A 23,666-nucleotide genomic window follows, 5' to 3' on the forward strand; every position below is an offset into this window, starting at 1 on the left:
ATGGCGTCGGAGATCTGGGAGGCGCTGAGGGAGGTCCAGCTGCCGCTCCTGGCGGTGCTGCTCCTGTTCGGCGCGTTCGCCAAGCTCGGGTCCCGGGACGCGTCCTCGGGGCTGTCGGTTCTGCTCCCGGCGCGCCTGCACAGGCCCGCCGCGAGGGGCACCGGCGTGCTGGAGGCCGCACTGGCGGCGGGCCTGGTCCTGCTCTCCGGGGTGCCCGGAGAGGCGGCCCGGCTGCTCACCGCCCTGGTGTTCGCCGCGTCCGTCGCCGTCCTGCTGCTGGTCCGCCGCCGCGACCCGGAGGCGGGCTGCGGCTGCTTCGGCGGACTCAGCCGCGCGCCCATCGGATGGCGCACCCTGGTCCGGGCCGGGCTGCTCTCGGCCGCGGCGCTGGCCACCCTGGGCCTGGAGCCGGCCGGCTGGCAGGTGCTCGCGGGCCCGGGCCCGGTGCACGCGGCGGTGCTCGCCGCCGAACTGCTCGTGCTGGCCCTGCTCAGCCCCGAACTGCGCGAGGCCGCCGCCCGGCTGCGCCACCGCGAGCCCTGCGAGCTGCGGGAGGTGTCCGAGCGCTCGGTCGCGCGCAGGCTCCGCGCCAGCGACGTGTGGCGCACCAACAGCCCCCTGCTGCTGGGCACCGAGCCGCTCGACGTCTGGCGCCACGGCTGCCACCGCTTCCTGCGCTACGACGGGATGCGGCACGGCACGCGCGTGGACGTGGTGTTCTCGGTGCGCGTCGGCGGGCCGCGGCGCACCGCCGTGCGCGCGGCCGTCGTGGCCCGGGACAGCGGCGCGTCCGTGGCGTCCTTCGGCACGGTGTCCGCCCGCGCGCTCCAGGGGCCGCCGCGCCGTCTGCCCGCCCCGCGCCGGGCGGCGCTCCTGGACGACCGGCGGCGCGACGAGGCCCGTGAGGCGGCGACCCTGGGCGAGGCCAGGGAACACCCCTCGGCGCGCTCCGACGCCTGGCCCAGCGAGGACCTGGAGGCCGAGGCGACCGGCGGCCGCGGCGGGGCCTAGGACCCGCTCTCCCGGCCGCCCTCCCGCACCACCGGGGGCGGCCGTCCGGGCGCCGGCGGGGATCGGACGGCCCGCGCCGGCGGGGCCTTGGCGGAGTCCGCGGTCCCCGCCGCCCGTGGGCGGGGGCCGCGGAAGCGGGCCGCGGCGGGCGGCCGGGGCACGGCGGCGGCGCACGGGAGCACGGGCTAGCCCAGCTTGTCCTGCTGGCGCTCCACGGAGGCGCGGGTGAACTCCACCAGCATCTCCTTGTAGTCCTCCAGGGCCCCCGGGCCCATGATCGACGTGGTGCCGACCAGGTCGCCGTTGCGGTACATGACGCTGTACATGTGGTTGCTCTCGCCGTCGGTGTCCACGTCGACGGCGAAGCCGCGCGACTCGTCGCCCAGCGCGGGCAGCCCGGAGAGGTCGCGCACCTCGTAGCCGGAGGAGGTCCCGTCCTCGTAGGTCGCGGTGTAGGTGGCGCAGTCGGCGGGCGGACGCGAGGAGACCGCCGAGGCCGCCCCCTCCTCGTCCAGCCGGACCAGGAGGTGGGTGAGGGAGCCCCGGTCCCACTCGTAGGAGGTGAGGGACGCGGGGGCCCCCTGGACGGCCTCGGCGTCGGCCCACCGGTTGGCGGCGTCCAGGCAGTCGGGCTTGTCGATCTCGGTGGAGGCCCGCACCTGCTCGCTGTACTGCACGGTGACCAGCTCGGAGTAGACGCCCGCCTCGCTGCCCTCGGGCATGATCTCGGCGCCCTCGAACGAGAGGAGCTGGGACTCGTGGAGCAGCGCGGCCTCCTCGGCCGCCTCACCGGTGCCTTCCCCGGTGGGGCCTCCGCAGGCGCTCAGCGCGAGGACGACGGGCAGCCCCGCAAGGAGGACCGATGATCGGACGGCCCTCCGGCCGTTGCCGCGAAAGCGGCTCTGACCAGCGGTGATCCGAGCCGTTATGGCGGTTTCCGGACGCGAGCGCATGGTGTTGTCTCCTCGTTTGTGCGATATTTCCGCTGGGAGCGGTGACCGGCCCGGACATGCTGTAGCTGAGCGTGCCGCCGGGTTAGCACAAAGTATTGAGGAAGGACAATGGTGTCGGAGTCGAAATCGCCATATCTGCGGTCGGTGCTGGAGGGCATCCCCGCCTACAAGCCGGGCGAGAAGGTCACCGGGCCCGACGGGCGATCCATCAAGCTGTCCTCCAACGAGAGCCCCTACGGGCCGCTCCCGTCGGTGCGCGCCGCCATCGCCGACGCCGCCGCCGACCTCAACCGCTACCCGGACCCGGGTGCGGCCGGGCTCACCGCGGCTCTGGCCCGCAGGCTCGGCGTCCCCGAGGAGCACATCGGCCTGGGCGCGGGCTCGGTCGGCCTGCTCCAGCAGCTGCTGGAGGCCGTCGGGGAGCCCGGAGCCGAGGTCGTCTACGCCTGGCGCTCCTTCGAGGCCTACCCCCTGCTCGCCGAGCTGTCCGGGGTGACCTCCGTCCGGGTGCCGCTGCGCGAGGAGACCCACGACCTCGACGCGCTCCTCGGCGCCATCACCGGGAACACCCGCATGGTGCTGGTCTGCAACCCCAACAACCCCACCGGCACCGCCGTGGGCGAGGCGGAGCTGACGGCCTTCCTGGACCGGGTCCCCGACCACGTGCTGGTCGTCCTCGACGAGGCCTACCGCGAGTACGTGCGCGACCCGCGGGTGCCCGACGGCGTCGCCCTGTACCGCGACCGGCCCAACGTGGCCGTCCTGCGCACCTTCTCCAAGGCCTACGGCCTGGCCGCGGTGCGCCTGGGCTTCCTGGTCGGCCACCCGCCGGTGGTCGCCGCGGTCCGCAAGACCCTGGTGCCGTTCGCGGTCAACCACCTCGCCCAGGCCGCGGGGATCGCCTCCCTGGAGGCGGAGGACGAGCTGCTGGAGCGGGTGGCGGCCACCGTCGCCGAGCGCGGGCGCGTGCGCGACGCCCTGCTGGAGGCCGGCTGGACCGTGCCGCCCACCGAGGCGAACTTCGTGTGGCTGCGCCTGGACGGGGACACCCTCGACTTCGCCGCGGCCTGCGCCGGGGCCGGCGTGTCCGTGCGCCCCTTCGCCGGGGAGGGCGCCCGCGTCAGCCTGGGCACCCCGGAGGAGAACGACGCCTTCCTCGCGGTGGCCGTGGAGTACCCCGGACGCCGCTGAGCCGGAGGGCTGCGGGTGGGGGCGCCGTCCGCCGGGACGGTGCCCCGCACACGGCGAGGGGCGCCTCCCAGGGGGGAAGGCGCCCCGGATGTCGGGTGCGGGCCGCGGCTACTTGCCCGCGGCGTCCTTGTCGAGCTTCTCCACGATGAGCCGGTACAGCTGGCGGGGGCGCCCCGGCTGGAGGGTGCGGTTGGGGGGCAGCGGCCAGGCGAGCCCCTCCTCCACGAGGGTGCGCAGGAGCCGGCGCGCGGTCCGGGAGGTGACGCCGAGCATCCGCCCGGCGTTCTCCGCGTCGACGACGAGGGGGCCGTCCTCTTCCGCGATCTTCTCCGAGAGCCGAATCAGGGTCTCGCGGCCCTTGGTCCGCAGCGGTTCGGAGGACTGCCGTGAGGGCGCGCGCTGGGCCGGGACCAGGGAGCGACCCTCGCGGTCCACCGCGAAGCTCTGACGGGACGCCTGAGCGCGGTTCAGGGCCGCCCGTGCGTGCGCCTCGGCGTCCTGGGTCGTGCGCCCCATGCCGATGCCCACCTCGATGGCGATCCCGAGCTCCGCCTTGATCCGTTCGACGAACGGCGGCTGCCGGAACCCCTCGGTCGCCGTCACGAGCGAACCCCGGGTCGCGGTGATCATGAACGAATGGTCGTCCAGACGGTGCGCCGTGGCGTTGATCCGGTGGGCCTCCTGGAGCAGCAGCCGGTGCAGCGACAGCCGCAGCTCCTCCCGCCAGTAGCGGGGGGTCGAGCGCCGCGAGGAGTCCCGCAGCGTCGGCACGTCCACCACGACCACGCCCAGCTGCGCCTCCTCCAGCCGGTGGTGGGCGCCCAGCAGCCCGGCGGTCTGCAGCGCGCTGCGCACCCCGGCGTTGGTCGGCCGCAGCCGGATGACCGGGACGCCGATGGCCTCCAGCCGCTCGGCGACCCCGCGCACGCACGTGATCGCCATCTTGGTGGCCTTGCGCCGCCACAGGCCCTCGTGGAACGAGGTGAGCTGGGCGGTGTTGGTCAGTTCCTCGTGGACGTGGATCCCGTCCACGGGGAGGTCGACCTCGGAGTAGGCCTCCACGACGTCGGCGCGGCTGAGCACGTCCAGACTGGCTCTGGTCGGGTCGTAGCGCTCGTCCAGGGTGGCGCGCAGCAGTGCCTCGTGCAGGCTGGCGCCCCCGAGCGGCACGTAGGTGGCGGGCATCGTCAGGACGCCGGCCTTGCGCGCGAACTCATAGGGGACCGGGCTGGCGAACAGGTACGCGTCGATCGCCGAACCCAGCCTGACGACCTTGTCCGTCGCCTCTTGCTCATCTCGGTATGCGGCGGCGATGAGTCTGGCGTTCAGTGGTCCTGTGGACCCAGGACCCATGAGCATGACCCGTTCGACCACCTCATGGGGCCCTATGACGCCGATCGTCAAATCGCCAGTACGCTGGGCACTCACCTCGGGTTGCTCCCCGCTACCATTCCACGCTCTTCACTATGTGCGCCCACTGGTTTCCCGACCCGATCTCTGTCACGGCATGATTGCCGAGATCGTACCCATTGTGCGGGGCCAAAGAAGATCGTTTTGCATATCAACGCCGAAAGCCCGGGTGGGAGGCGGGCTCCCACCCCGGCTTGAACTGCGCTTACGACTCGCTACGAGACGACGACGCGCTCCACGTCGGCACCGAGTGCGGCGAGTCGCGTCGCGAACTGAGCGTGACCGCGGTCCACCAGATAGCCAGGCGCCACGATTGTCTCACCTTCGGCGACCAGTCCGGCGAGCACCAGGGCCGCGCCGGTCCGCAGGTCGTGCGCGATCACCTCGGTGCCGCGCAGGTCGGTCGGCCCGTGCACGATGGCGCGGGTCCCCTCGACCTCGATCTTCGCACCCATCTTGTTGAGCTCGTCGGCCAGCGCGAAGCGGCCGTCGTAGATCGCCTCGTGGATGTAGCTCTCACCCTCGGCCAGGGTGGCCAGGGCCATGAGCGGCGACTGGAGGTCGGTGGCGAAGCCCGGGAACGGCGAGGTGACCGCGTTGATCGGGCGCAGCGGCACGGAGGGGTCGCGGGTCACGTGCAGGACCGCGCCCTCCTGCGAGAACTCGACGCCCATCTGCTCCAGCTTCCACCGGGCCACGCCCAGGTGGTCCAGGTTGGCGCCGACCAGGCTGACCTCGCCGCCGGTGGCCGCGACGGTCATCGCGAACACGCCGGCGTCGATCCGGTCCGACATGATCGTGTGCTCGACCGCGGTGAGCTCCTCGACGCCCTCGACCGTGATGAGGCCGGTGCCGCCGCCGCTGATCTTGGCGCCCATGGCGCTCAGGAAGCCGATGACGTCGAGGACCTCGGGCTCCAGGGCCGCGTGCTCGATGACGGTGGTGCCGGGCGCCAGGACGGCGGCCATGATGAGGTTCTCGGTGCCCGTGTGGGACGGCGTGTCCAGGTACAGGCGCCCGCCGCGCAGGTTCGAGGCCTCGACGTTGATGTGGTTGCGCTCGGGGTCCTCGGTGACCTCGGCGCCCAGGCGCGCGAAGCCCCGGTAGTGGAAGTCCAGGTTGCGGCTGCCCAGGTTGCACCCGCCGACGCCCTCGATCCGGGCGCGCCCGGTGCGGTGCATCAGGGCCGGAACGAAGAGCACCGAGCCGCGAAAGCGCGCGGCGATCTCGGCGGGGAGAACGGCCAGCTCGGGGTCGTTGAGCCCCGAGGCGTCGATCACGACGGTTCGCTCGGCCTCATGGAACTCGACCTTGGCGCCGATGTGCTCGGCGAGTTCGAGGGAGCGGTAGACATCCTCGATGACGGGGACGTTGCGCAGCACCGTACGACCCTTGGCCGCGAGAAGAGCGGCTCCGATCATCGGCAGGACGGCGTTCTTCGCGCCCTGGATGAACGCCGTACCGCTGAGGGGGCGTCCGCCGCGGACGCGGTAACGAACCTCCTGGCCCATGCTCATGTGCTCCTTTGTGAGGCAGATGTGAAAAAAGGTCACCCTCGTCGGGTTTCGCCTATGTGCGTTGAGACGCGGGTTTCCCCCGGAACGTTCGACGAACTCGTGTGTGACCTGCACGGCCAGCGAACCGGTGTGTTCGCGATGACTCTATAGCACTCACCGGCCCGGACCGGTCCAGAACGTGGTATACCCGCGGTTCGGGGAGGGAGTCCCGCGAAACGGCCAAAGAGGTATTCGTCCAAGGGAAAGGACCAGGGTGGGTGTGGGGAGGCCGTATGCATGGCCGGGCACCTTTCGGGTACCGCACACGGCCCCACCACCATACGCGCTCCGGGCCGCCTTTCCGAGACAGGCGTGCCCGGAATCACGTCCCCGGACCCCGTCAAAGTTTGGGTTCGGATCCGGTCAGCCGCCGGAAGATCTCCGCGTAGCGGTCCATCGTGTGCCGCACCACCGACTCCGGAAGCTCCGGCGGCGGGGCGTCCGCGGCCCGGTCCCAGCCCGACGCCGCGGACGTCAGCCAGTCCCGGACCACCTGCTTGTCGAAGGACGGCTGCGGCCCGCCCGGCGCCCACTCGTCCGCGGGCCAGTACCGGGACGAGTCCGGGGTGAACACCTCGTCGGCCAGCACCAGCGAGCCGTCGGTGTCCCGGCCGAACTCGAACTTGGTGTCGGCCAGCAGCACCCCGCGGTCGCGCGCCACCTCGCGCCCGCGCGCGTACACCCGCAGGGTGAGGTCGCGCAGCTCCCCGGCCAGCCCGGCCCCGTGCCGCTCCACGACCGTCTCGAACGACACGTTCTCGTCGTGGTCGCCCACCTCGGCCTTGGTGGCCGGGGTGAAGATCGGCTCGTCCAGCTCGGAGCCGTCCTCCAGGCCCTCCGGCAGCGCCACCCCGCACACGGTCCCGTCCACCCGGTACTCGGCCAGGCCGGAACCGGTGAGGTACCCGCGCGCCACGCACTCAACCGGCACCATGTCCAGCCGGCGGCACACCAGGGTGCGCCCGGCCCAGTCGGCGGGCGCGCCCGCCGGGGGCTCGTCCGACACCACGTGGTCGGGGACCAGGTCGGCGACCCGGTCGAACCACCACAGGGACAGCTGCGTCAGCAGCCGCCCCTTGCCGGGGATCTCGGTGGGCAGCACCCAGTCGAACGCGGAGATCCGGTCGCTGGCCACCATGACCAGGTCGCCGGACCCGGTGGCGTACAGGTCGCGGACCTTGCCGGTGTGCAGGTGGGTCAGGCCCTCGACGCGCGCCGGCTCGGGCCGGACGACGAAACCGCTCATGGTGGGGTGTCCTTTGCTTCTACGGGGCGGCGTCCGCCGCTACAGCTCGGCGGCGGCCCGCTCGGCGATGTCGGTCCGGTGGAACGAGCCGCGCAGCTCGATCCGCGACACCGCGGCGTAGGCGCGCTCGCGCGCCTGCGCCAGGTCGGTGCCGGTCCCCACGACGCTGAGCACCCGGCCGCCGGACGCCACGACGTCGCGGCTCCCGCTCCAGGAGGTCCCGGCGTGCAGCACGTAGGCGCCCTCCAGGGCGTTCGCCTCGGCCAGGCCGCCGACGGTGTCGCCCCTGGCCGGGTCGCCCGGGTAGTTCTCGGCGGCCACCACCACGGTGACCGCGGCGCCCGGCTTCCACTGGAGGGAGCCGATGCCCTTGAGCCCGGCGGTGTCGGTGGCCTGGAGGACCGCCCCGATCGGGGTGGCCAGCCGGTCCAGGACCACCTGCGTCTCGGGGTCGCCGAAGCGGGCGTTGAACTCGACCACGCGCGGTCCCCGGGAGGTGAGCGCCAGGCCCACGTACAGCAGGCCCTGGTAGCGGGTGCCGCGGCGGTTCATCTCCTGGAGGGTCGGGCGCACGACCGACTCCATGACCTCGTCCACCAGCCCGGCCGGGGCCCACGGCAGCGGTGCGTACGCGCCCATCCCGCCGGTGTTGGGTCCCTGGTCGCCGTCGTGGGCGCGCTTGAAGTCCTGGGCGGGCAGCAGCGGCAGCGCGTGCACGCCGTCGCTCAGCACGAACAGCGAGACCTCCGGGCCGTCGAGGAACTCCTCGATGACGACCCGGCCGCACTCGCGCGCGTGCCGCTCCGCCAGCGCGCGGTCGTCGGTGACCACGACGCCCTTGCCCGCGGCCAGGCCGTCGTTCTTGACCACGTAGGGGGCGCCGAACTCGTCCAGCGCCTCGGAGACCTGGCTCGCCGAGCGGCACACCCTGGCCTTGGCGGTGGGCACGCCCGCCGCCTCCATGACCTCCTTGGCGAACGCCTTGGAGCCCTCCAGGCGGGCCGGCTCCCGGTCCGGGCCGAACACCGGGATGCCGCGCTCGCGCAGTGCGTCCGCGACCCCGGCGACCAGCGGCGCCTCCGGCCCGACCACGACCAGCTCCGCGCGGATGCGGGCGGCCAGCTCGGTCACCGCCAGCCCGTCGGTCGCGTTGATCACGTGGTTCTCGGCCAGCTCCGAGATCCCCGGGTTGCCCGGGGCGCAGTGGATGTCGGTGACACCCGGGTCGAGGGACAGCGCGCGGACGAGGGCGTGCTCGCGGCCTCCGCCGCCGAGGACGAGGGCTTTCACTACTGGGGGCCTCTTCGTGTGGGAGGAAGGACAGCGGACAGGCGCGCGCCGGTCAGACCAGCGAACGCAGTTGGAGCGTCTGGTCGCGGCCGGGGCCCACGCCGATGGCGGAGATCGGGGCTCCCGCCATCTCCTCCAGGGTACGCACGTACGCCTGGGCGTTCTTGGGAAGTTCGTCGAATTCCCCGACTCCGGTGATGTCCTCCGACCAGCCGTCGAGGTATTCGTAGACCGGCGTCGCGTGGTGGAAGTCGGTCTGGGTCATCGGGATCTCGTCGTGGCGGACCCCGTCGACGTCGTAGGCGACGCAGACCGGGATGCGCTCCAGGCCGGTGAGCACGTCGAGCTTGGTGAGGAAGAAGTCGGTGATGCCGTTGATCCGGGTCGCGTACCGGGCGATCGGGGCGTCGAACCAGCCGCAGCGGCGGTCGCGGCCCGTGGTGACGCCGTACTCGTGGCCCTGGGTGCGCAGCCAGTCGCCCTGCTCGTCCAGCAGCTCGGTCGGGAAGGGGCCCGAGCCGACGCGGGTGGTGTAGGCCTTGAGGATCCCCACGACCTTGGTGATGCGGGTGGGGCCGATGCCCGACCCGGCCGCGGCGCCGCCCGACGTGGGCGAGGAGGACGTGACGAACGGGTAGGTGCCGTGGTCGATGTCCAGCAGGGTGCCCTGCGAGCCCTCCAGGTAGACGGTCTTGCCGTCGTCCAGGGCCTTGTTGAGGATCAGCGAGGTGTCGGCCACGAAGGGGCGGAGCTTCTCGGCGTAGCCGAGGTACTCCTCGATGATCGGCTCGGCCTCCAGGGCGCGCCGGTTGTACACCTTGGTGAGGAGCTGGTTCTTGTCGTTGAGGGCCAGTTCGATCTTCTTGCGCAGGATCTTGGCGTCGAACATGTCCTGCACGCGCACGCCCTGGCGGGAGACCTTGTCGGCGTAGGTCGGGCCGATGCCGCGCCCGGTGGTGCCGATTTTGCCCTTGCCCAGGAAGCGCTCGCTCACCCGGTCCAGGGCCCGGTGGTAGGGCATGATCAGGTGCGCGTTGGCCGAGATGAGCAGGCGGGAGGTGTCCACGCCGCGGGCGTCGAGCCCTTCCAGCTCTTCGAAGAGCACGCCCGGGTCGATGACGACGCCGTTGGCGATCACCGGGACCACGTTGGGGGAGAGGATGCCCGACGGGAGCAGGTGGAGGGCGTATTTCTGGTCGCCGATGACCACCGTGTGCCCGGCGTTGTTGCCGCCCTGGTAACGGACCACGTAGTCCACGCGGTCGCCCACAAGGTCGGTCGCCTTGCCCTTGCCCTCGTCGCCCCACTGGGCACCCACGAGCGTGATCGCCGGCATTGGTCTCTACCTCTTCGCTCGACACCTGACCGGGGTGCTCCCGACCCCGAACATGGATGAACCCCTGGCGCAAGGCAGCGACAGGGGCCGTTGCGTATTGAGGGTACACGACCCGTCAGTTCCGGTTGAGTGCCGCCCACGAGGGGGTTTCCTCACGTCGGACCGGGGCGGTCGGCGGCGCCGGATCCACGGGCGCCCGCTCCCGCACACGCGGTACGGCGGGTGCGGGAGAGGGGGTGGGGCGCGTGCCCGTCGGCGGCCCTCCCCGGGGTGCGGCGGGGGCCGCCCGCGGGGCGTGCGCCCGGCCGGGCGCACGGGCGGGGCGGACGGACCGGACGGTGACGGGGCCTTTGGCCGGGGGCTCCGCCGACGGCCGGGCGCCCCTGAGGCCGCGGCCCCCCGGTCGGCCGCGCGTGCGGCGGCACCGCCCGGCGGGCCGGCGCTCCCCCGTCGGCACGGCCGGGGCGCCGGTCGGGCGGCGGGTCGGGCGGCGGGTCGGACCCGCGGGCGGCGCCGTCCCCGCCGTCAGGCGTTGAGGACCCTGGCGGCCTCGGCGCTGGAGTCGCGCAGGAAGGTGGCGCAGCGCTCGGCCTCCGCGGTCTCCCCGATCCGCCCGGCGGCCTCGCCCAGGGCGTGCAGCGCGCGCAGGAAGCCCTGGTTGGGCTCGTGCTCCCAGGGGACGGGCCCGTGCCCCTTCCACCCCGAGCGGCGCAGCTGGTCCAGGCCGCGGTGGTAGCCGGTGCGGGCGTAGGCGTAGGCCGCGACCGGCTCGCCCGCGGCGAGCGCGTTCTCGGCCAGGCGGGCCCAGGCCGCGGAGTACTCCGGGAACCGCCCGGCGACCGGGGTGGGGTCGTCGGTGGAGGCCAGCGCCTCGCGGGCCTCGGGGGAGTCGGCCAGGCGGGTCTCGGGCGGCTCGTTGAGCAGGTTCTTGTGCAGGTTCATGGATCCCATCCTGCCACCGCGCCGGGGTCCGGGGCCGCTGTCCACAGCCCCCGCCCGGGGGCGGAGCACGCCGCCGGGCGGGGGTGCCCGGCGGAGCGCGCCGCGCGGTGCCCGGGCCCGGACGGCAGGGCGCCCGGCGGCCGGACCGGCCACCGGGCGCCACCCCGCATCCGACGCGTCGGCTACTTCATCTTGTTGCCGGCGGACTTGAGCTGCTGGGCGGCCTCCGCCACGCGGGCGGCCATGCCGGCCTCGCCGGCCTTGCCGTAGGCGCGCGGGTCGTAGGCCTTCTTGCTGCCGATCTCGCCGTCGATCTTCAGCACGCCGTCGTAGTTCTTCAGGATGTGGTCCACGATCGGGCGGGTGAACGCGTACTGCGTGTCGGTGTCGATGTTCATCTTCACCACGCCGTACTCGATGGCCTCGTGGATCTCCTCGAGGGTGGAGCCGGAGCCGCCGTGGAAGACGAAGTCGAACGCCTTGTCCCGGCCGTGCTTCTCGGCCACGGCCTCCTGGGCCTTCTTGAGGACCTCCGGGCGCAGCTTCACGAAGCCCGGCTTGTAGGAGCCGTGCACGTTGCCGAAGGTCAGGGCCGTCATGTAGTAGCCCTTCTCCCCGAGGCCGAGGACCTCGGCGGTGCGCAGGGCGTCCTCCGGGGTGGTGTACAGCTTCTCGTTGATCTCGCCGACGATGCCGTCCTCCTCGCCGCCGACGACGCCCACCTCGATCTCCAGGATGGTGCGGGCCTCCTTGGAGGAGGCCAGCAGCTCCTCGGCGATCCGGAGGTTCTCCTCCAGCTCCACGGCCGAGCCGTCCCACATGTGGGACTGGAACAGCGGGTCCTGGCCCTTGGCCACGCGCTCCTTGGAGATCTCCAGCAGCGGGCGGACGAACCCGTCGAGCTTGTTCTCGGGGCAGTGGTCGGTGTGCAGGGCCACGTTGACCGGGTACTTGGCGGCGACCACGCGGGCGAACTCGGCGAAGGCCACCGAGCCGGTGACCATGTCCTTGATCGTGGAGCCGGAGAGGAAGTCGGCGCCGCCGGTGGAGATCTGGACGATGCCGTCGCTCTCGGCCTCGGCGAAGCCCCGCAGCGCGGCGTGCAGGGTCTGGCTGGAGGTCACGTTGATGGCCGGGTAGGCGAAGCCCTGGGACTTCGCGCGGCTCAGCATCTCGGTGTAGACCTCGGGGCTGGCGATGGGCATGCTTGACTCTCCCTGGAATCGGACCTGGAGCGAGCGGCCGCCGGTCGCGCCGACGGCACCCCACGTGCGTTGCCGGTGGACGTCCGGGCGGCGGGGGAGCCCGCAGCTCGGTCCACACGTCCGGACGTGTCCACCAGGTGTCACACAAGTATCCCGAACGCGCGGAGCCGATGGAAAGGTCTAGACCAAATTCGGTGGGGGGTCGCCCACGCGGCAGTGCCGACGATATGGGCGCCCGGCACGGTTCTCTACCCCATTCGGTTTTCTTGTGAAGTTTCGTGCGCTCGTGACCGAATTGTGGGAAGCCGAGATGTTGCGTGCGATCGCTGTCGCTTTTTGTCGTGATACACGCTACATTCAACGCCGTGGGAAGGCATAGGAATGATCCTCGCGGCGTCGGCCAGGTGGTGGCCATCGTCGGGGCAGTCGTGCTCCTGGTCACGATGCTCGCACTGGGCGGGTTCTTCTTGTACCGCTCGCTCCCCGGCAACTCCGGCTCCAGCGTGAGCGCCAACGCCTCCGGTGCCGCGGCCGAGGACGCGACCCCCGAGGGCGCCTTCTACGTGCGCGTCATCGGCGAGTCCAGCCGCGTCTTCGTCAGGGTTCCCGGCGGCGACGTCCTGCACGACCAAGAGGTCCGCCAGGGCAGCTCGATCACCTACGCCGAGATCCCCGAGGGCGGTATCGAGGTCACGATAGGGGACCCGTCCGCCGTGGAGCTGTTCGTCAACGGCAGCGAGCGCGACATCGCCGACCGCGGTGCCGACTACAGCTTCACCGTCAAGGGCTGACCCTTCCGGTCCCCCTTTTCCCCCGGCCCGCGCGGCCGGAACAGCACCGGCCTCTGCGCGCGCACCCCGTACGGCGCACGCCCCGTACGCGGCGGCGGGACGACGGCCCCGCCGCGCCGCTCCGGCCCCCTAGATCTCCAGGTCCGACACCTGGAAGACGGCCCGGTACTCCAGGCCCTCCTTCTCCACGCGCTCACGCGCCCCGCGGTCGAGGATCAGCGCGACCGCCACGACCTCCGCGCCCGCCTCGCGCAGCGCCTCCACCGCGGTCAGCACCGAGCCCCCGGTCGTGGAGGTGTCCTCCAGCGCCAGCACCCGGCGGCCCCGCACGTCCGGGCCCTCGATGCGCTTCTGCAGGCCGTGCGCCTTGCCCGCCTTGCGCACCACGAAGGCGTCCAGCCTGCGCCCGCGCGCGTGCGCGGCGTGGACCATCGCGGCGGCGACCGGGTCGGCGCCGAGCGTCAGCCCGCCCACCGCGTCGAACCCCAGGTCCGCCACGGCGTCCAGCATGACCGGCCCGACCAGCGGGGCGGCCTCCCCGTCCAGGGTCACGCGGCGCAGGTCCACGTAGTAGTCGGCCTCCTGCCCGGAGGACAGGATCACCTTCCCGCGCACGACCGCCTTATCGTTGATCTGACGCAGGAGTTCATCACGTTCGCTCATGATCCATGAGCGTAGAACACCGGGCGATACCGCACGTCACCGCGGAGCCCGGAGGGAGGCGGAGCGCCGTGCCGAACACCCCGGGGACCGTCCGGGTCGAGACCACCGTGGACACCCGAGAGGGGGCCGAGCGCCTGGCGGACTCCGCGGTCGGGCGGCGGCTGGCCGCCTGCGCCCAGGTCGGCGGCCCCGTCACCAGCCACTACCGCTGGGAGGGCGAGGTGCACCGCGACCAGGAGTGGACCGTGGTGTTCAAGACCGCCCTGGACCGGCTGGACGACCTCACCGCGCACCTCGTCGCCGAGCACCCCTACGACGTCCCCGAGGTGGTGGCCGTGCCCGTGGCCGGCGGCAACCCCGCGTACCTGGCCTGGGTGCGCGACGAGACCCGCGGCGCCCCCGGCGCGGACGGCGGGGAGCGGGGCGGCGCCGGGTGATCGCCGTCCTGCTGCCCCCCACCCTGGGACGCCCCACCCGCCTGCCGGCCCTGGACGGGGGCCTGCCCGCCGCCGGGGTGACCCCGGTGCGGGTCGCCGTGGCCGGCGACGGCCTGCCGCCGCACGCCGCCCGCTACGTGGCGGCCGCCAGCCTGGAGATCCGCCGCCTGGTCCCCCCGGACGCGCCGACCGCCCTGGTGGCGGAGGGGGACGCGGGGCCGCTGGCGGGGGCCCTGGGCGCGGCCCAGCGCGCCGCGCACCGGCCGGTGTTCGGGTACGTGCTGGTGGACGCCCTGCTGCCACAGCCCGGCACGGCCACCCGCGCCGACCTGGACCGCACCCAGAACCCGCAGGGCACGCCGCCCCCGCCCGTCGCCGACGGGGAGCCGGCGGGCTACCGCACCGAGACGCTGCCGCCCTCCGCGGACTGGCCGGACGCCCCCTGCGGCTACCTGCTCACCGACCCGGCCCGGGCGCACGCCGCCCGGCTGGCCCGGATGCGCGGCTGGGCGGTGCGCGAGTGCGCGCCGCGGGAGGCCTCCGGGGCCCTGGCCGCGCTGCTCCTGGAGCTGCGCGGCATGGCCTGACCGGGGCCCGCGGCTCCGGGCCGGGGTCGGGGCCGTCCACAGGCTGTGGAAAACGAGATGACGCGAGCGGCCCCGGTCCGGGACCATCGGACCATGGCCACCGACCACTTCCCGGTCCTGGGGCTGCGCGTGCGCACCCCGCGGCTGGAACTGCGCCCGCCCTCGCTCGACGACCTCTCGGCCCTCGCCGACGTGGCCGCCCGCGGCGTGCACGATCCTGCGGAGATGCCGTTCGTCGTCCCGTGGACGGACCGGCCCCCGGCCGTGCGGGCGCGGTCGGTCTTCCAGCACAACCTGGGCGCCTACGCGCGCTGGACGCCGCAGGACTGGCACCTGCCGCTCGTGGTCGTCCACGAGGGCGCGGTGGTCGGTGTCCAGGACATGGAGGCCGCGGACTTCGGGATCACCCGCCGGGTCGCCAGCGGCTCGTGGCTGGGGCTGGGGCACCAGGGGCGGGGGATCGGCACGGAGATGCGCGCCGCCATGCTGCACCTGGCCTTCGAGGGGCTGGGCGCGCGGGAGGCAGCCTCGGCGGTCATGGAGGGCAACGTGCGCTCCGAGCGCGTGTCCCGCGGGCTCGGCTACCGCGACGACGGTGTCGGGGTGCAGGCGGTGCGGGGCAGGGCCGTCCGCGAGCTGCGGTTCCTGCTGACCCGCGAGGACTGGGAGGCACACCGCCCGGACACCCCCGTCGAGGTCTCGGGACTGGCGCCGTGCCTGCCGTTCTTCGGACTGGGAGAACTTCCCGAGTGACGTACAGGGACGAACCGGTCACGCGTCGGGTACGGTTCTGAGCCGACGGAACCCTCGCGGCCGCCTCGGGCGGCCACCGGTGACGAGTCGGAAGGAACCCCCGTTGAACGACCACCGTCCCACGGCCGATCCGGGGCCGGGCTTCGCCCTGCCGCCGGGCCTGCGGTTCCCGTACGCGATCGGCAGGCCCGGACCCGACGAGTCCACGGGGCCGCGGGCGGGGCTGTTGCGGGGTGGCGGGGAGGGGGCGTCCGTGCGGCGGACGCCCCCGCGCGGGCTGCCGGGCTCCCGGCCCGGTTCTTCACGGACCCGTGCGGTGGACTCCGTCGCCGCCGCGTTCCTGGCGGGGGAGCCCCGGCCGGGCGCCGTACCCCGGGGGGCGCGCCGCGCCTGGTTCGACGTGCCCGCCCCGCGGCACCGCTGACCGTTGTCCGCGCAGGACCGTCAGGGGGCCGGGGCGGTGCCCGCCGCGGGGGCTCCGTCGGCGCGGGAGGCGCGCAGCATCCCGACCAGCCCCGCGAGGATGCCCGCCAGCATGCCGAGGCCGGTGACCGTGCCGCTGACGAACGGGATCCACTCCACGGCGCCCAGCCCCGCCATCACCAGGCCGGCCGTGCCCAGCGCCGAGATGTACAGGGCGGCCCCGAGGATCTCCCGCATCCGCCAGTACCAGGCCAGCGGCAGGAAGTGCAGGCCCACGACCAGCGCGATCCAGGCGACGTTCACCTGCCAGGGCGCCTCCAGCAGCCGCAGCACCTGGATGCCGCCGAAGATCAGCGCGACCTCGATCAGCACCACGATCCCGTAGAACGGGCCGAACCGGAACAGGGGAGCGGGCCCGGTCCCCGCCGCCTCCGCCGCGGGGGCGGGGCGGCGGGAGAGGATCCCGAAGAGCACGACGATCGCCACCAGCGCCGCCACGGCGAGGACGCGCAGCACCACCCCGACCGGGGGCGGCACCGGTGGCCCGGCGTTGGCGAGCACGAAGGCCAGGCCGAACCCGGCGCCGATGAGGAAACCCGTGAATCGACCCATGATGTGAACATACTGCCCGTACGGTGCCGGACGGGGCCCGTGACCGGATCAGGCCGCTGAGCCCGGGAACCAGGGCACGTGGACGACCACCGACCGCGCCGCCCTGTCGTGCAGGCAGCGCCGGAGCCGCTTGTCCGGCAGCGACCAGAGCACGTTCGCCAGCGACCACGGCAGCAGCCAGTTGACGGCGTTGGTGAACCCGGGGGCGAAGCACAGCGCGCGCACCAGGGCCCGCCCCGCGGGCAGCCGTCCGCCGCCCTCCGCGCGGACCACCCACAGGCCCAGGAGCATCTTGCCGACGGAGCGCCCCCACAGGCCGACCTGGAACCACTCCCAGAGGATCGGGAACAGCAGGAACGAGAAGACGGCGCCCACCTGGAAGGCCAGGCCGGAGCCCTCTCCCATGACGATGTCCCCGCCGCCGATGATCACGGCGGTGAAGGTCGTGGCCAGCATCGACAGGAACCACAGGACGCCCGCGACGACCGTGTCGAGGACCCGGGCCAGGAAGCGGTACCCGGGCTCGGCCAGGCCCCGTGCGGGCTCCTGCGGGTTCCAGTGGGTGTGGTGGCGCAGACCGGGGCGCGGCGGTGGAGGCCCGGCGTACGGGGAGGGGTGCCCCGGCGGCGGGTACCCGTGCGCGGGGGCCGGCGCGCCGAGACGCGGCCGCCGGTACCCCGGCGGGGGCGGCGCGTACGGTGCCGCGGGCGCGGGTGCGGGTGCAGCGGGGGATACCGGGCCGCCCGCGGGAATCGCCCCTCCGGGCGGCGCTCCTCCGGGCGGGGGAGCCGGGGGAGCGGAGAGCGCGTACGCGGCCGACGGGTACAGGGGGGTGTCGGCCCGGGGCACCGGGTCCGGCCGCGCCGGTGCCCCGGGGGCCGCCGACACGGCCGTGCCCCCGGCGCCGTCGAGCGCGTCGAGTCCGGCGTCGGTCTCGGGGGCCCGGGGCTCGTCCCCGAGGTGGTCGAGCAGGGTGCCCCGGTACAGGCTCGCGGCGCCGACGTCGATCGTCCCGGTCGTGGACAGCGAGAACCCCCCGCCGCGCTCGTACATCCGGATCAGCGGCTCGAACGGATCCGGAAGGCCGGGCAGCGCCGCCCCCGCGTCACGGGCCGCCGCCAGGTGCAGCGCCCACACGCACGACCTGCCCACCAGCGGATACCGCTCGGCCACCACCGGGCTCTCCAGCACACCCGCGACCACCTCGGGCGCCGCGCGCACACCCGGGGCCGCGGCCTGCGCGATGTCGTGGAACGGCCACCCCTTCGCCCCCAGCGCCCGCGTCCACAGCGCGGAACGGCGCAGGTACTCCCGCATCAGCGCCACCCGCGACCGCGTCCGCCCCGGATCCCCGTCCCAGTCGATCGCGTGGATCCGCGCGGCCAGGGCGTCGACCCCGGTGGTGGTACTCATCAGTGCCCTTCGCCCCTCAGTCCCTCAGCGCCGTCTGGACCAACCGCGTCGATCCGCCGCGGGTCACCCACTTGCCGCGCCCGGGCGGCTGCGCCGCCGCGTACACGCGCGGCAGGATCTGCCCCTCCGACCGGTCGCCGGCCATGACCAGCGCGCTGGTCCCGATCTCGCGGATCGCCTGCACCAGGGGCTCGTACATCCCGCGCCCGGCGCCGGCGACCCGGCGGGCCACCACGAAGTGCAGCCCGATGTCGCGGCCGTTGGGAACGAACGGCACGAACGGGGCCAGCGGCTTCTGCCCGGCGGTGGTGAGCACGTCGTAGTCGTCGGCGAGCACCACGATCCGCGGGCCCTTGATCGTCCCGGGCTCCAGCGAGTCGAGGTCGCCGTCCTCGGGGATGCGCGACTCCACCTCCTTGGCCACGCCCCCGGCCAGCCCGGCGCACACCTTGGGGGTGCTCGCGTACCCGCCCATGTACTCCTCGGGCACCACGTTGCGCAGCGTCCGGCGCGGGTCCATGACCGCGAACACCACCTCGTCGGGGGTGTACCGGGCCACCAGCCCCTCGGCCACCAGCCGCAGCAGGTTGGTCTTGCCGCACTCGCCGTCGCCCAGCACCAGCAGGTTCTGGTCGCGGTCGAACAGGTCCAGCAGCACCGGGTCCAGCGCCCGCTCGTCCACCCCGACCGGTACCAGCCTCGGCTCCGTCTCCGGAGCGGGCAGGGTCCGCGCCGACAGCCGGTGCGGCAGCACCCGCACGTGGGGCGCCCGGCGCCCGCCCCAGGCGCCGTCGATGGTCCGCACCGCCTTCTCGACGGCCTCGCCCAGGTCCTCGCCGGAGTCCACGCCGTCGATGCGCGGCAGCGCCACCTGGGCGAACAGCTCGTCGTCGGTGAGCGCCCGCCCGGGGGTCTTGGCGCTGATCGTCTCGGCGAGCTTGCGGTCGATGGTGGACTCGGACGCGTCGTTGAGGTGCAGCTCCACCTTCTGCCCGAAGTTGGACTGCACGGCGATCCGCACGTCGTTCCAGCGCAGCATGCCCGCCACCACGTGCACGCCGAACCCGCCGCCGCGCTGGAGCAGCTCGCTGACCATGCCGTCGATGTCCTCGAAGTCCTTGCGCAGGGCTCCGAACCCGTCGATGACCAGCAGGACGTCCGCGCTGGCCAGCTCGGGCACCTCGCCGCGCGCGTGCATGCGGCGCAGCTGGTCCACCGAGTCGATGCCCCGGTCCCGGAACACCTCCTGGCGGTGGTCCAGCATGCCCCGGACCTCCTCGACGGTCCGCCGCACCCGCTCGATGTCGGTGCGCGCGGCCACCCCGCCCACGTGCGGGAGAGACGCCAGCGACTGGAGGCCGCCGCCCATCAGGTCCAGGCAGTACACCGCCGCCTCCTGCGGGGTGTGGGTGAGCGCCAGCGACATCACCAGGGTGCGCAGCAGCGTGGTCTTGCCGCTCTGCGGGCCGCCGATGAACGCGACGTGCCCGCCCGAGGCGGTGAGGTCCAGCCTCCACACGCCCTGCCACTGCTTGGTGGCGTCGTCCAGCAGGCCCACGGGGACGCTCATCCGCGCGTGCCCGCCGGGCAGGCGCAGGCCCCGGTCGGTCTTCTCCAGTGCGCCGGCCATGGTGTCCAGCGCGGCGGCCGTGGGCAGCGGGGGCAGCCAGATGGACCGGGTCCGCTCGCCGTGCCTGTCGAACTGGGACACCATCACGTCGAGCAGGGTCGGGCCGACCGTCCGCGAGGGCATCGTGGACTCGCCGCCCCCCGAGCCCGCGGTCGCGCCCGGCTCCTCCGGAACCGTGTTGTACGCCGTGTAGGGGCGCACGCCCACCGCGCCGTCGGACTCCGACTCCTCCGCCACCGGGCCCCGGTAGGGGCCCGACACGTACCCGGCCTTGAACCGCTGGTACACGCTGGTGTCGACCTTCAGGTACCCGAACCCGGGCAGCGACGGCAGGTGGAACGCGTCGGGGGTGTTGAGGACGGTGCGGCTCTCCTCTTCGGAGAACGTCCGCAGGCCCAGCCGGTACGACAGGTACGTCTCCAGGCCGCGCAGCTTGCCGCCCTCGATGCGCTGGCTGGACAGCAGCAGGTGTACGCCGATGCTGCGGCCGATGCGGCCGATCGACAGGAACAGCTCGATGAAGTCGGGGCGGGCGGTCAGCAGCTCGCCGAACTCGTCGATGATGACCAGCAGGTGCGGCAGCGGCGGCAGGCTCGGGTCGTGCTGGCGCTTGTAGGTGTAGTCGCCGATGTTGGGCACGTTCCCGGCGTCGCGCAGCACCTGCTGCCGGCGCTGGACCTCGCCGGACAGGCTCGCGTAGACCCGCTCGATGAGCGCGGCGTCGTCCTCCAGGTTGGTGATCACCCCGGCGACGTGCGGCATGTCCTCGAACGGCGCGAACGTCGCGCCGCCCTTGTAGTCGACCAGCACCATGCTCACCCGGTCCGGCGAGTGCCCCGCCGCCAGCGCCAGCACCAGGGTGCGCAGCATCTCGCTCTTGCCGGAGCCGGTGGCGCCCACGCACAGCCCGTGCGGGCCCATCCCCAGCTGCGCCGACTCCTTCAGGTCCAGGACCACCGGCTGGCCCATGTCGTCCATGCCGATGGGCACCCGCAGGAACGCCCGCTCGCTGCGCGGCGCCCAGAGCCGCTGCACGTCCATCGCGCCCGGGTCCTGCACGCCCATCATCGAGGTGAAGTCGACGGCGCCGCCCTCCTGGGCGGTCTCCTCCACCGACTCCGGGGACAGCCGCAGCGGGGCCAGCATGCGGGCCAGGCCGCCGAGGGTGGCGGCGGGCACGTCGTCGACGGTGCCGAGGGTGACCACCGGGTCGGAGCCGCGCAGCTCCTCGACCCTGACCAGGTCGCCCTGGACGGTGATGCGCACGTTCACGTCGCCCGGCTCGTCGACCTGCCGCGACACCAGGTGCAGCACGGTGACGGCCAGTGCCGCGGGGTCCACCGCGTCGTCGGGGCGGACCAGCTCGGCGGCCACCTCGCCGTGGGTGTCGTGCACGACGAGCAGGCGGCGCAGCATCTGGTACGCCTCGCGCTTGCCCATGCCCCGGCGCACCTCCGACGCGAAGTCGGTGCGCGCCCGCAGCTCGTCGGCGAGCAGCCCGCCCAGTTCGGCGGGGGTGGGGGCGATGAGCCGCACCGCGGCCCCGCCCTCGCGCCGCTGCGGGTCCAGCACCTGCGGCAGCCAGGGCAGCCACGCCCAGTCCTGCGCCCGCTCGGCGGGATAGGAGACCGCGAGCCCCGCGTCCTCGGGGGCGTGGAACGCGCCGAACTGGGCCACGAGTGCCCTCACCAGCCGCATCACGTCGTCGCGCTCGCCGACCACGCTGACGTTCCCCGCCATGTCCAGGGGCAGCGTCAGCGGCATGTCGGGGATGGTGGCGAACCGGCGGATCGCCGCCTGCGCCTCCGACAGCATGAACGGGTCGGTGGGGGTGAGCGCGGTGCCCTGCTCGGCCAGCCGCAGCGGCCGGCCCCCGGTGAGGCCGGTGCCGACCCGCACCCGCAGGAAGTCGCGGTGCCTGCGGCGGCGCTCCCACAGCCGGGTGGGGTCGCGCACGACGTCGTACAGGGCCTCGGGCGGCGGGTCCAGCAGGCGGGCGTGCGAGCGGGTGGTGTCCTCCCACTCGGTCAGCTCCTCGCGCAGCTCTTCCAGGTACTGGAGGTAGAGCTCGCGCTGGTTGCGGCGCTGGCGCCCCACCTGGCCGCGCCGGGAGAACAGCATGGCCAGCGCCGCCAGCAGGGCCACCACCAGGATGACGCCGCCCAGCGCGATGAAGGCCGGGTTGCGCATGACCATCATGATGGTCATCGACGCCATCATGCCGACCATCGGCAGGATCGTCATGAGGGGGTTGCCCTGCGCCTTGCCGTCGGGGAGGGTCGGCGGGGCCTCCACCTCGTGGGGCTCCTGCGCCGGTGCGGGGTGCACGGTCCTGGTCGGGCGGTGCACGACGCGAAGGCTCATCGAGGTTCCTCTCGGCGGTGCAAGGGGGTGGCGGGGAGGAGGGGGGCGGGGCGCCGGTGACTCGCAAGAACCCTACCGAACAGGATTCCCGCGACCATTCGGTGCGTGCGGTCGCGATGACTCACGGAGACGGTGCGGTGCCGTCGGCGGGGACCCCGCCGACGCCGCCTCCGGGGGAGTCCGCAGGGGCGCCGCGCCCCTCCCGCGGTCCGGACCCGTCCCCGGCGCCCGCGTCCCCGCCGTCGGGGTGCAGGTGGGCCATGAGCTCGCGGAAGCGCACCCAGGAGTCGTCCTCGACCCCGGTGCCCACCTGGTACCAGAAGGCCGGGGTCATCGGCGGGCCGAACGGGAGGGGGCGCACGGGTGCGCCGAGGGCGCGGCCGGTCCCGATGGCGGCCACCGCCTCCTGGCCCACCGCCATCCCCACCGGCAGCGGCAGCCCCGCCCAGTGGGGCGCGTAGGTGAGGTCCGCGCGTCCGCCGGACCGCCGCACCGTCATGGTCCGCAGCACGTCCCGCTCGGTGAGCTCCCCGACCAGGGGCGGCAGCGCCGACAGGTCCGGCTCCTCCCCCTCGGCGAAGCCGACGGCGAACGTGATGGCCTCGCGCACCCCGAAGGCGGTGCGGCTCACCCGCACCGTCCCGGCGAACGGCCGCACACCGTCCTCGCGCAGGCCCTCGGCCGGGCCGGAGAACGCCGCCCAGGTCTGCCCGGGGGCGCGGTTGCGGGCGGTCCGGGTGAACACGGCCCGCCTCCACTCCTGGGCGAAGGGCTCGGCGGTGCCCCACACCGCGGGCGGGGCCCCGCCCAGGCGCTCGGCGAGCAGCTCCACGGAGGCGCCCAGGACCAGGCCGTTGTCGGCGGGGTGTTCCACGTTGAGGTCCACGTGCAGCTGGTGGCCGCGGTCGGCGTCGTCGGCCCGGAACGCCTCCGGCGGCCCGCCGGCGCGGGCGTCCCCGTCCACGGTGAAGGCCTCGCGCCCGTCCCAGCGCAGCGGGACCCCCGAGAAGCCGTCGTAGTAGGAGCCCTCGGGGGTCTGGACCACCCAGCGGGCGGCGGCGGAGCGCAGGACCGAGTGCAGGGCGTGGGTGAGGCGCGAGGTCGAGGGCGTCACCACCTGGAGGCGCAGGCCGCGGCGGCCGTGGCGCGCCATGGCGTCCACGATCCAGGGGGACATCGGCACCAGGGGGCGGTCCTGCACCACGACCGCCGCCCGCTCGGTGAGCGCGGTGACGGCGGGGTGGTCGGTGGTGCCCTCCAGGAAGGGGGCGCCGCGCACCAGCGCGGAGTCGGGCTCCCACACCTCGCCGCCCAGCCGCCCGGCGAGGTCGCGGACGAACCGGCCGACCACGCCGGCGGTGTCCGCGTCGGGAAGCTCCGCGCCGCGGGCCTCCACCCAGTACGGCTGGGCGGGCAGGTCGTCCGCGATGCCGTCGGACAGCAGGCGTTCGGCCTCGGACGACAGCGCCAGCCGCTGGGCGGCCTGGAGGGAGGCGACCACCCGGTCGTCGCCGTCGCGGAGTTCCACCACGGCGCCGTCGGCCACCAGCCTGACCCGCAGGTCGGGGCCGGCCGCGGCGAGCGCGGCGATGAGGGCGCGCCGGTCGGGGGCGTCGGCCAGCAGGGCGACCGCGTCGTGGCTCAAGGGGTCTCCTCAACACTCGTGGGTACCGGACGGGCAGGGCGTACCGGGTGGGATACGCGCGGTGTCCGGAAGGTTCACGTTGCCGTGTCCCCGCGGCGGGCCGGCACGCGGGGGTGCGCACCCGCGGTGCGCGGCGCCCCGCGGGAACTCCGTTCCTTGAGGGACGCTCGTCACGGACCCCGGTGTCACCGCAGGTCACGAGAGGCCC

20 protein-coding genes are annotated in these 23,666 nt (G+C 73.9%); 7 read left to right on the forward strand and 13 right to left on the reverse strand.

Translation table 11 applies throughout. The features are described 5' to 3' along the window. Nucleotides 1–1,011: a MauE/DoxX family redox-associated membrane protein gene (locus tag BUE45_RS16105; protein ID WP_073380154.1), complete on the forward strand. Its 1,011-nt coding sequence runs from the start codon at nt 1–3 to the stop codon at nt 1,009–1,011. A 185-nt stretch (nt 1,012–1,196) separates the two neighbouring features. Here BUE45_RS16105 and BUE45_RS16110 read toward each other — a convergent pair whose 3' ends face one another. Then, nucleotides 1,197–1,964 carry a hypothetical protein gene (locus tag BUE45_RS16110; protein ID WP_245833272.1) on the reverse strand — a complete coding sequence of 256 codons (768 nt, stop codon included), beginning with the start codon at nt 1,962–1,964 and terminating at the stop codon, nt 1,197–1,199. Between the two features lie 108 nt (nt 1,965–2,072). Here BUE45_RS16110 and hisC point away from each other — a divergent pair, with 108 nt between their 5' ends. Then, entirely contained in the window at nt 2,073–3,155 is a 1,083-nt protein-coding gene (gene hisC / locus BUE45_RS16115; protein WP_073380155.1) for a histidinol-phosphate transaminase, read from the forward strand. Nucleotides 3,156–3,263: 108 nt separating this feature from the next. Here the strand turns inward: hisC and BUE45_RS16120 are convergent, their stop codons facing one another. From BUE45_RS16120 to fbaA, 7 genes are all read right to left on the reverse strand, one after another. Further along, nucleotides 3,264–4,514 carry a transcriptional regulator gene (locus BUE45_RS16120; RefSeq protein ID WP_245833275.1) on the reverse strand — a complete coding sequence of 417 codons (1,251 nt, stop codon included), beginning with the start codon at nt 4,512–4,514 and terminating at the stop codon, nt 3,264–3,266. Between the two features lie 266 nt (nt 4,515–4,780). Next, nucleotides 4,781–6,076 (reverse strand): UDP-N-acetylglucosamine 1-carboxyvinyltransferase, encoded by a 1,296-nt coding sequence (gene murA / locus BUE45_RS16125; RefSeq protein WP_073380157.1) that lies wholly within the window; start codon nt 6,074–6,076, stop codon nt 4,781–4,783. Nucleotides 6,077–6,461: 385 nt separating this feature from the next. Continuing rightward, a complete protein-coding gene (locus tag BUE45_RS16130) occupies nt 6,462–7,367 on the reverse strand; it encodes a phosphoribosylaminoimidazolesuccinocarboxamide synthase (RefSeq protein ID WP_073380158.1) in 906 nt (301 codons plus the stop codon). Between the two features lie 39 nt (nt 7,368–7,406). Next, nucleotides 7,407–8,657, reverse strand: coding sequence for a phosphoribosylamine--glycine ligase (purD, locus tag BUE45_RS16135; protein WP_073380159.1), 1,251 nt, complete (start codon nt 8,655–8,657; stop codon nt 7,407–7,409). A 52-nt stretch (nt 8,658–8,709) separates the two neighbouring features. Next, nucleotides 8,710–9,993 (reverse strand): adenylosuccinate synthase, encoded by a 1,284-nt coding sequence (locus BUE45_RS16140; RefSeq protein ID WP_073380160.1) that lies wholly within the window; start codon nt 9,991–9,993, stop codon nt 8,710–8,712. A 525-nt stretch (nt 9,994–10,518) separates the two neighbouring features. Next, on the reverse strand, nt 10,519–10,935 hold the full coding sequence (locus BUE45_RS16145) for a DUF3151 domain-containing protein (RefSeq protein ID WP_073380161.1): 417 nt from the start codon (nt 10,933–10,935) through the stop codon (nt 10,519–10,521). A gap of 182 nt (nt 10,936–11,117) precedes the next feature. Next, the gene (gene fbaA, locus BUE45_RS16150) at nt 11,118–12,140 is read right to left on the reverse strand and encodes a class II fructose-bisphosphate aldolase (RefSeq protein WP_073380162.1); all 1,023 of its coding nucleotides are present in this window, start codon (nt 12,138–12,140) and stop codon (nt 11,118–11,120) included. A 407-nt stretch (nt 12,141–12,547) separates the two neighbouring features. Between fbaA and BUE45_RS16155 the strand changes: the two genes are divergently transcribed. Continuing rightward, nucleotides 12,548–12,931 (forward strand): RodZ domain-containing protein, encoded by a 384-nt coding sequence (locus BUE45_RS16155; RefSeq protein ID WP_084737396.1) that lies wholly within the window; start codon nt 12,548–12,550, stop codon nt 12,929–12,931. 129 nt (nt 12,932–13,060) lie between these two features. Here the strand turns inward: BUE45_RS16155 and pyrE are convergent, their stop codons facing one another. After that, on the reverse strand, nt 13,061–13,594 hold the full coding sequence (gene pyrE, locus BUE45_RS16160) for an orotate phosphoribosyltransferase (protein ID WP_073380164.1): 534 nt from the start codon (nt 13,592–13,594) through the stop codon (nt 13,061–13,063). 68 nt (nt 13,595–13,662) lie between these two features. Between pyrE and cutA the strand changes: the two genes are divergently transcribed. The 4 genes from cutA to BUE45_RS16180 all read left to right on the forward strand — a co-directional run bounded on the left by cutA (nt 13,663) and on the right by BUE45_RS16180 (nt 15,795). Beyond that, nucleotides 13,663–14,031 carry a divalent-cation tolerance protein CutA gene (gene cutA, locus BUE45_RS16165; RefSeq protein ID WP_073380165.1) on the forward strand — a complete coding sequence of 123 codons (369 nt, stop codon included), beginning with the start codon at nt 13,663–13,665 and terminating at the stop codon, nt 14,029–14,031. Beyond that, nucleotides 14,028–14,618 carry a hypothetical protein gene (locus BUE45_RS16170; RefSeq protein WP_073380166.1) on the forward strand — a complete coding sequence of 197 codons (591 nt, stop codon included), beginning with the start codon at nt 14,028–14,030 and terminating at the stop codon, nt 14,616–14,618. Before cutA ends, BUE45_RS16170 begins: the two co-directional genes overlap by 4 nt. 93 nt (nt 14,619–14,711) lie before the next feature. Next, on the forward strand, nt 14,712–15,371 hold the full coding sequence (locus BUE45_RS16175) for a GNAT family N-acetyltransferase (RefSeq protein ID WP_073380277.1): 660 nt from the start codon (nt 14,712–14,714) through the stop codon (nt 15,369–15,371). Between the two features lie 103 nt (nt 15,372–15,474). Next, nucleotides 15,475–15,795 carry a hypothetical protein gene (locus BUE45_RS16180; protein ID WP_073380167.1) on the forward strand — a complete coding sequence of 107 codons (321 nt, stop codon included), beginning with the start codon at nt 15,475–15,477 and terminating at the stop codon, nt 15,793–15,795. Between the two features lie 20 nt (nt 15,796–15,815). Here the strand turns inward: BUE45_RS16180 and BUE45_RS16185 are convergent, their stop codons facing one another. The 4 genes from BUE45_RS16185 to BUE45_RS16200 form a co-directional block, all read right to left on the reverse strand. Continuing rightward, the gene (locus BUE45_RS16185) at nt 15,816–16,406 is read right to left on the reverse strand and encodes a hypothetical protein (RefSeq protein WP_073380168.1); all 591 of its coding nucleotides are present in this window, start codon (nt 16,404–16,406) and stop codon (nt 15,816–15,818) included. Between the two features lie 48 nt (nt 16,407–16,454). After that, nucleotides 16,455–17,819: an RDD family protein gene (locus BUE45_RS16190; protein ID WP_245833278.1), complete on the reverse strand. Its 1,365-nt coding sequence runs from the start codon at nt 17,817–17,819 to the stop codon at nt 16,455–16,457. Between the two features lie 16 nt (nt 17,820–17,835). Beyond that, nucleotides 17,836–21,813, reverse strand: coding sequence for a type VII secretion protein EccCa (gene eccCa / locus BUE45_RS16195; protein ID WP_073380169.1), 3,978 nt, complete (start codon nt 21,811–21,813; stop codon nt 17,836–17,838). A 121-nt stretch (nt 21,814–21,934) separates the two neighbouring features. After that, nucleotides 21,935–23,458, reverse strand: coding sequence for a DUF6177 family protein (locus BUE45_RS16200; protein ID WP_245833281.1), 1,524 nt, complete (start codon nt 23,456–23,458; stop codon nt 21,935–21,937). Nucleotides 23,459–23,666 lie beyond the last annotated feature (208 nt).

The organism is Nocardiopsis flavescens (assembly GCF_900141985.1).
Taxonomy (GTDB): domain Bacteria; phylum Actinomycetota; class Actinomycetes; order Streptosporangiales; family Streptosporangiaceae; genus Nocardiopsis; species Nocardiopsis flavescens.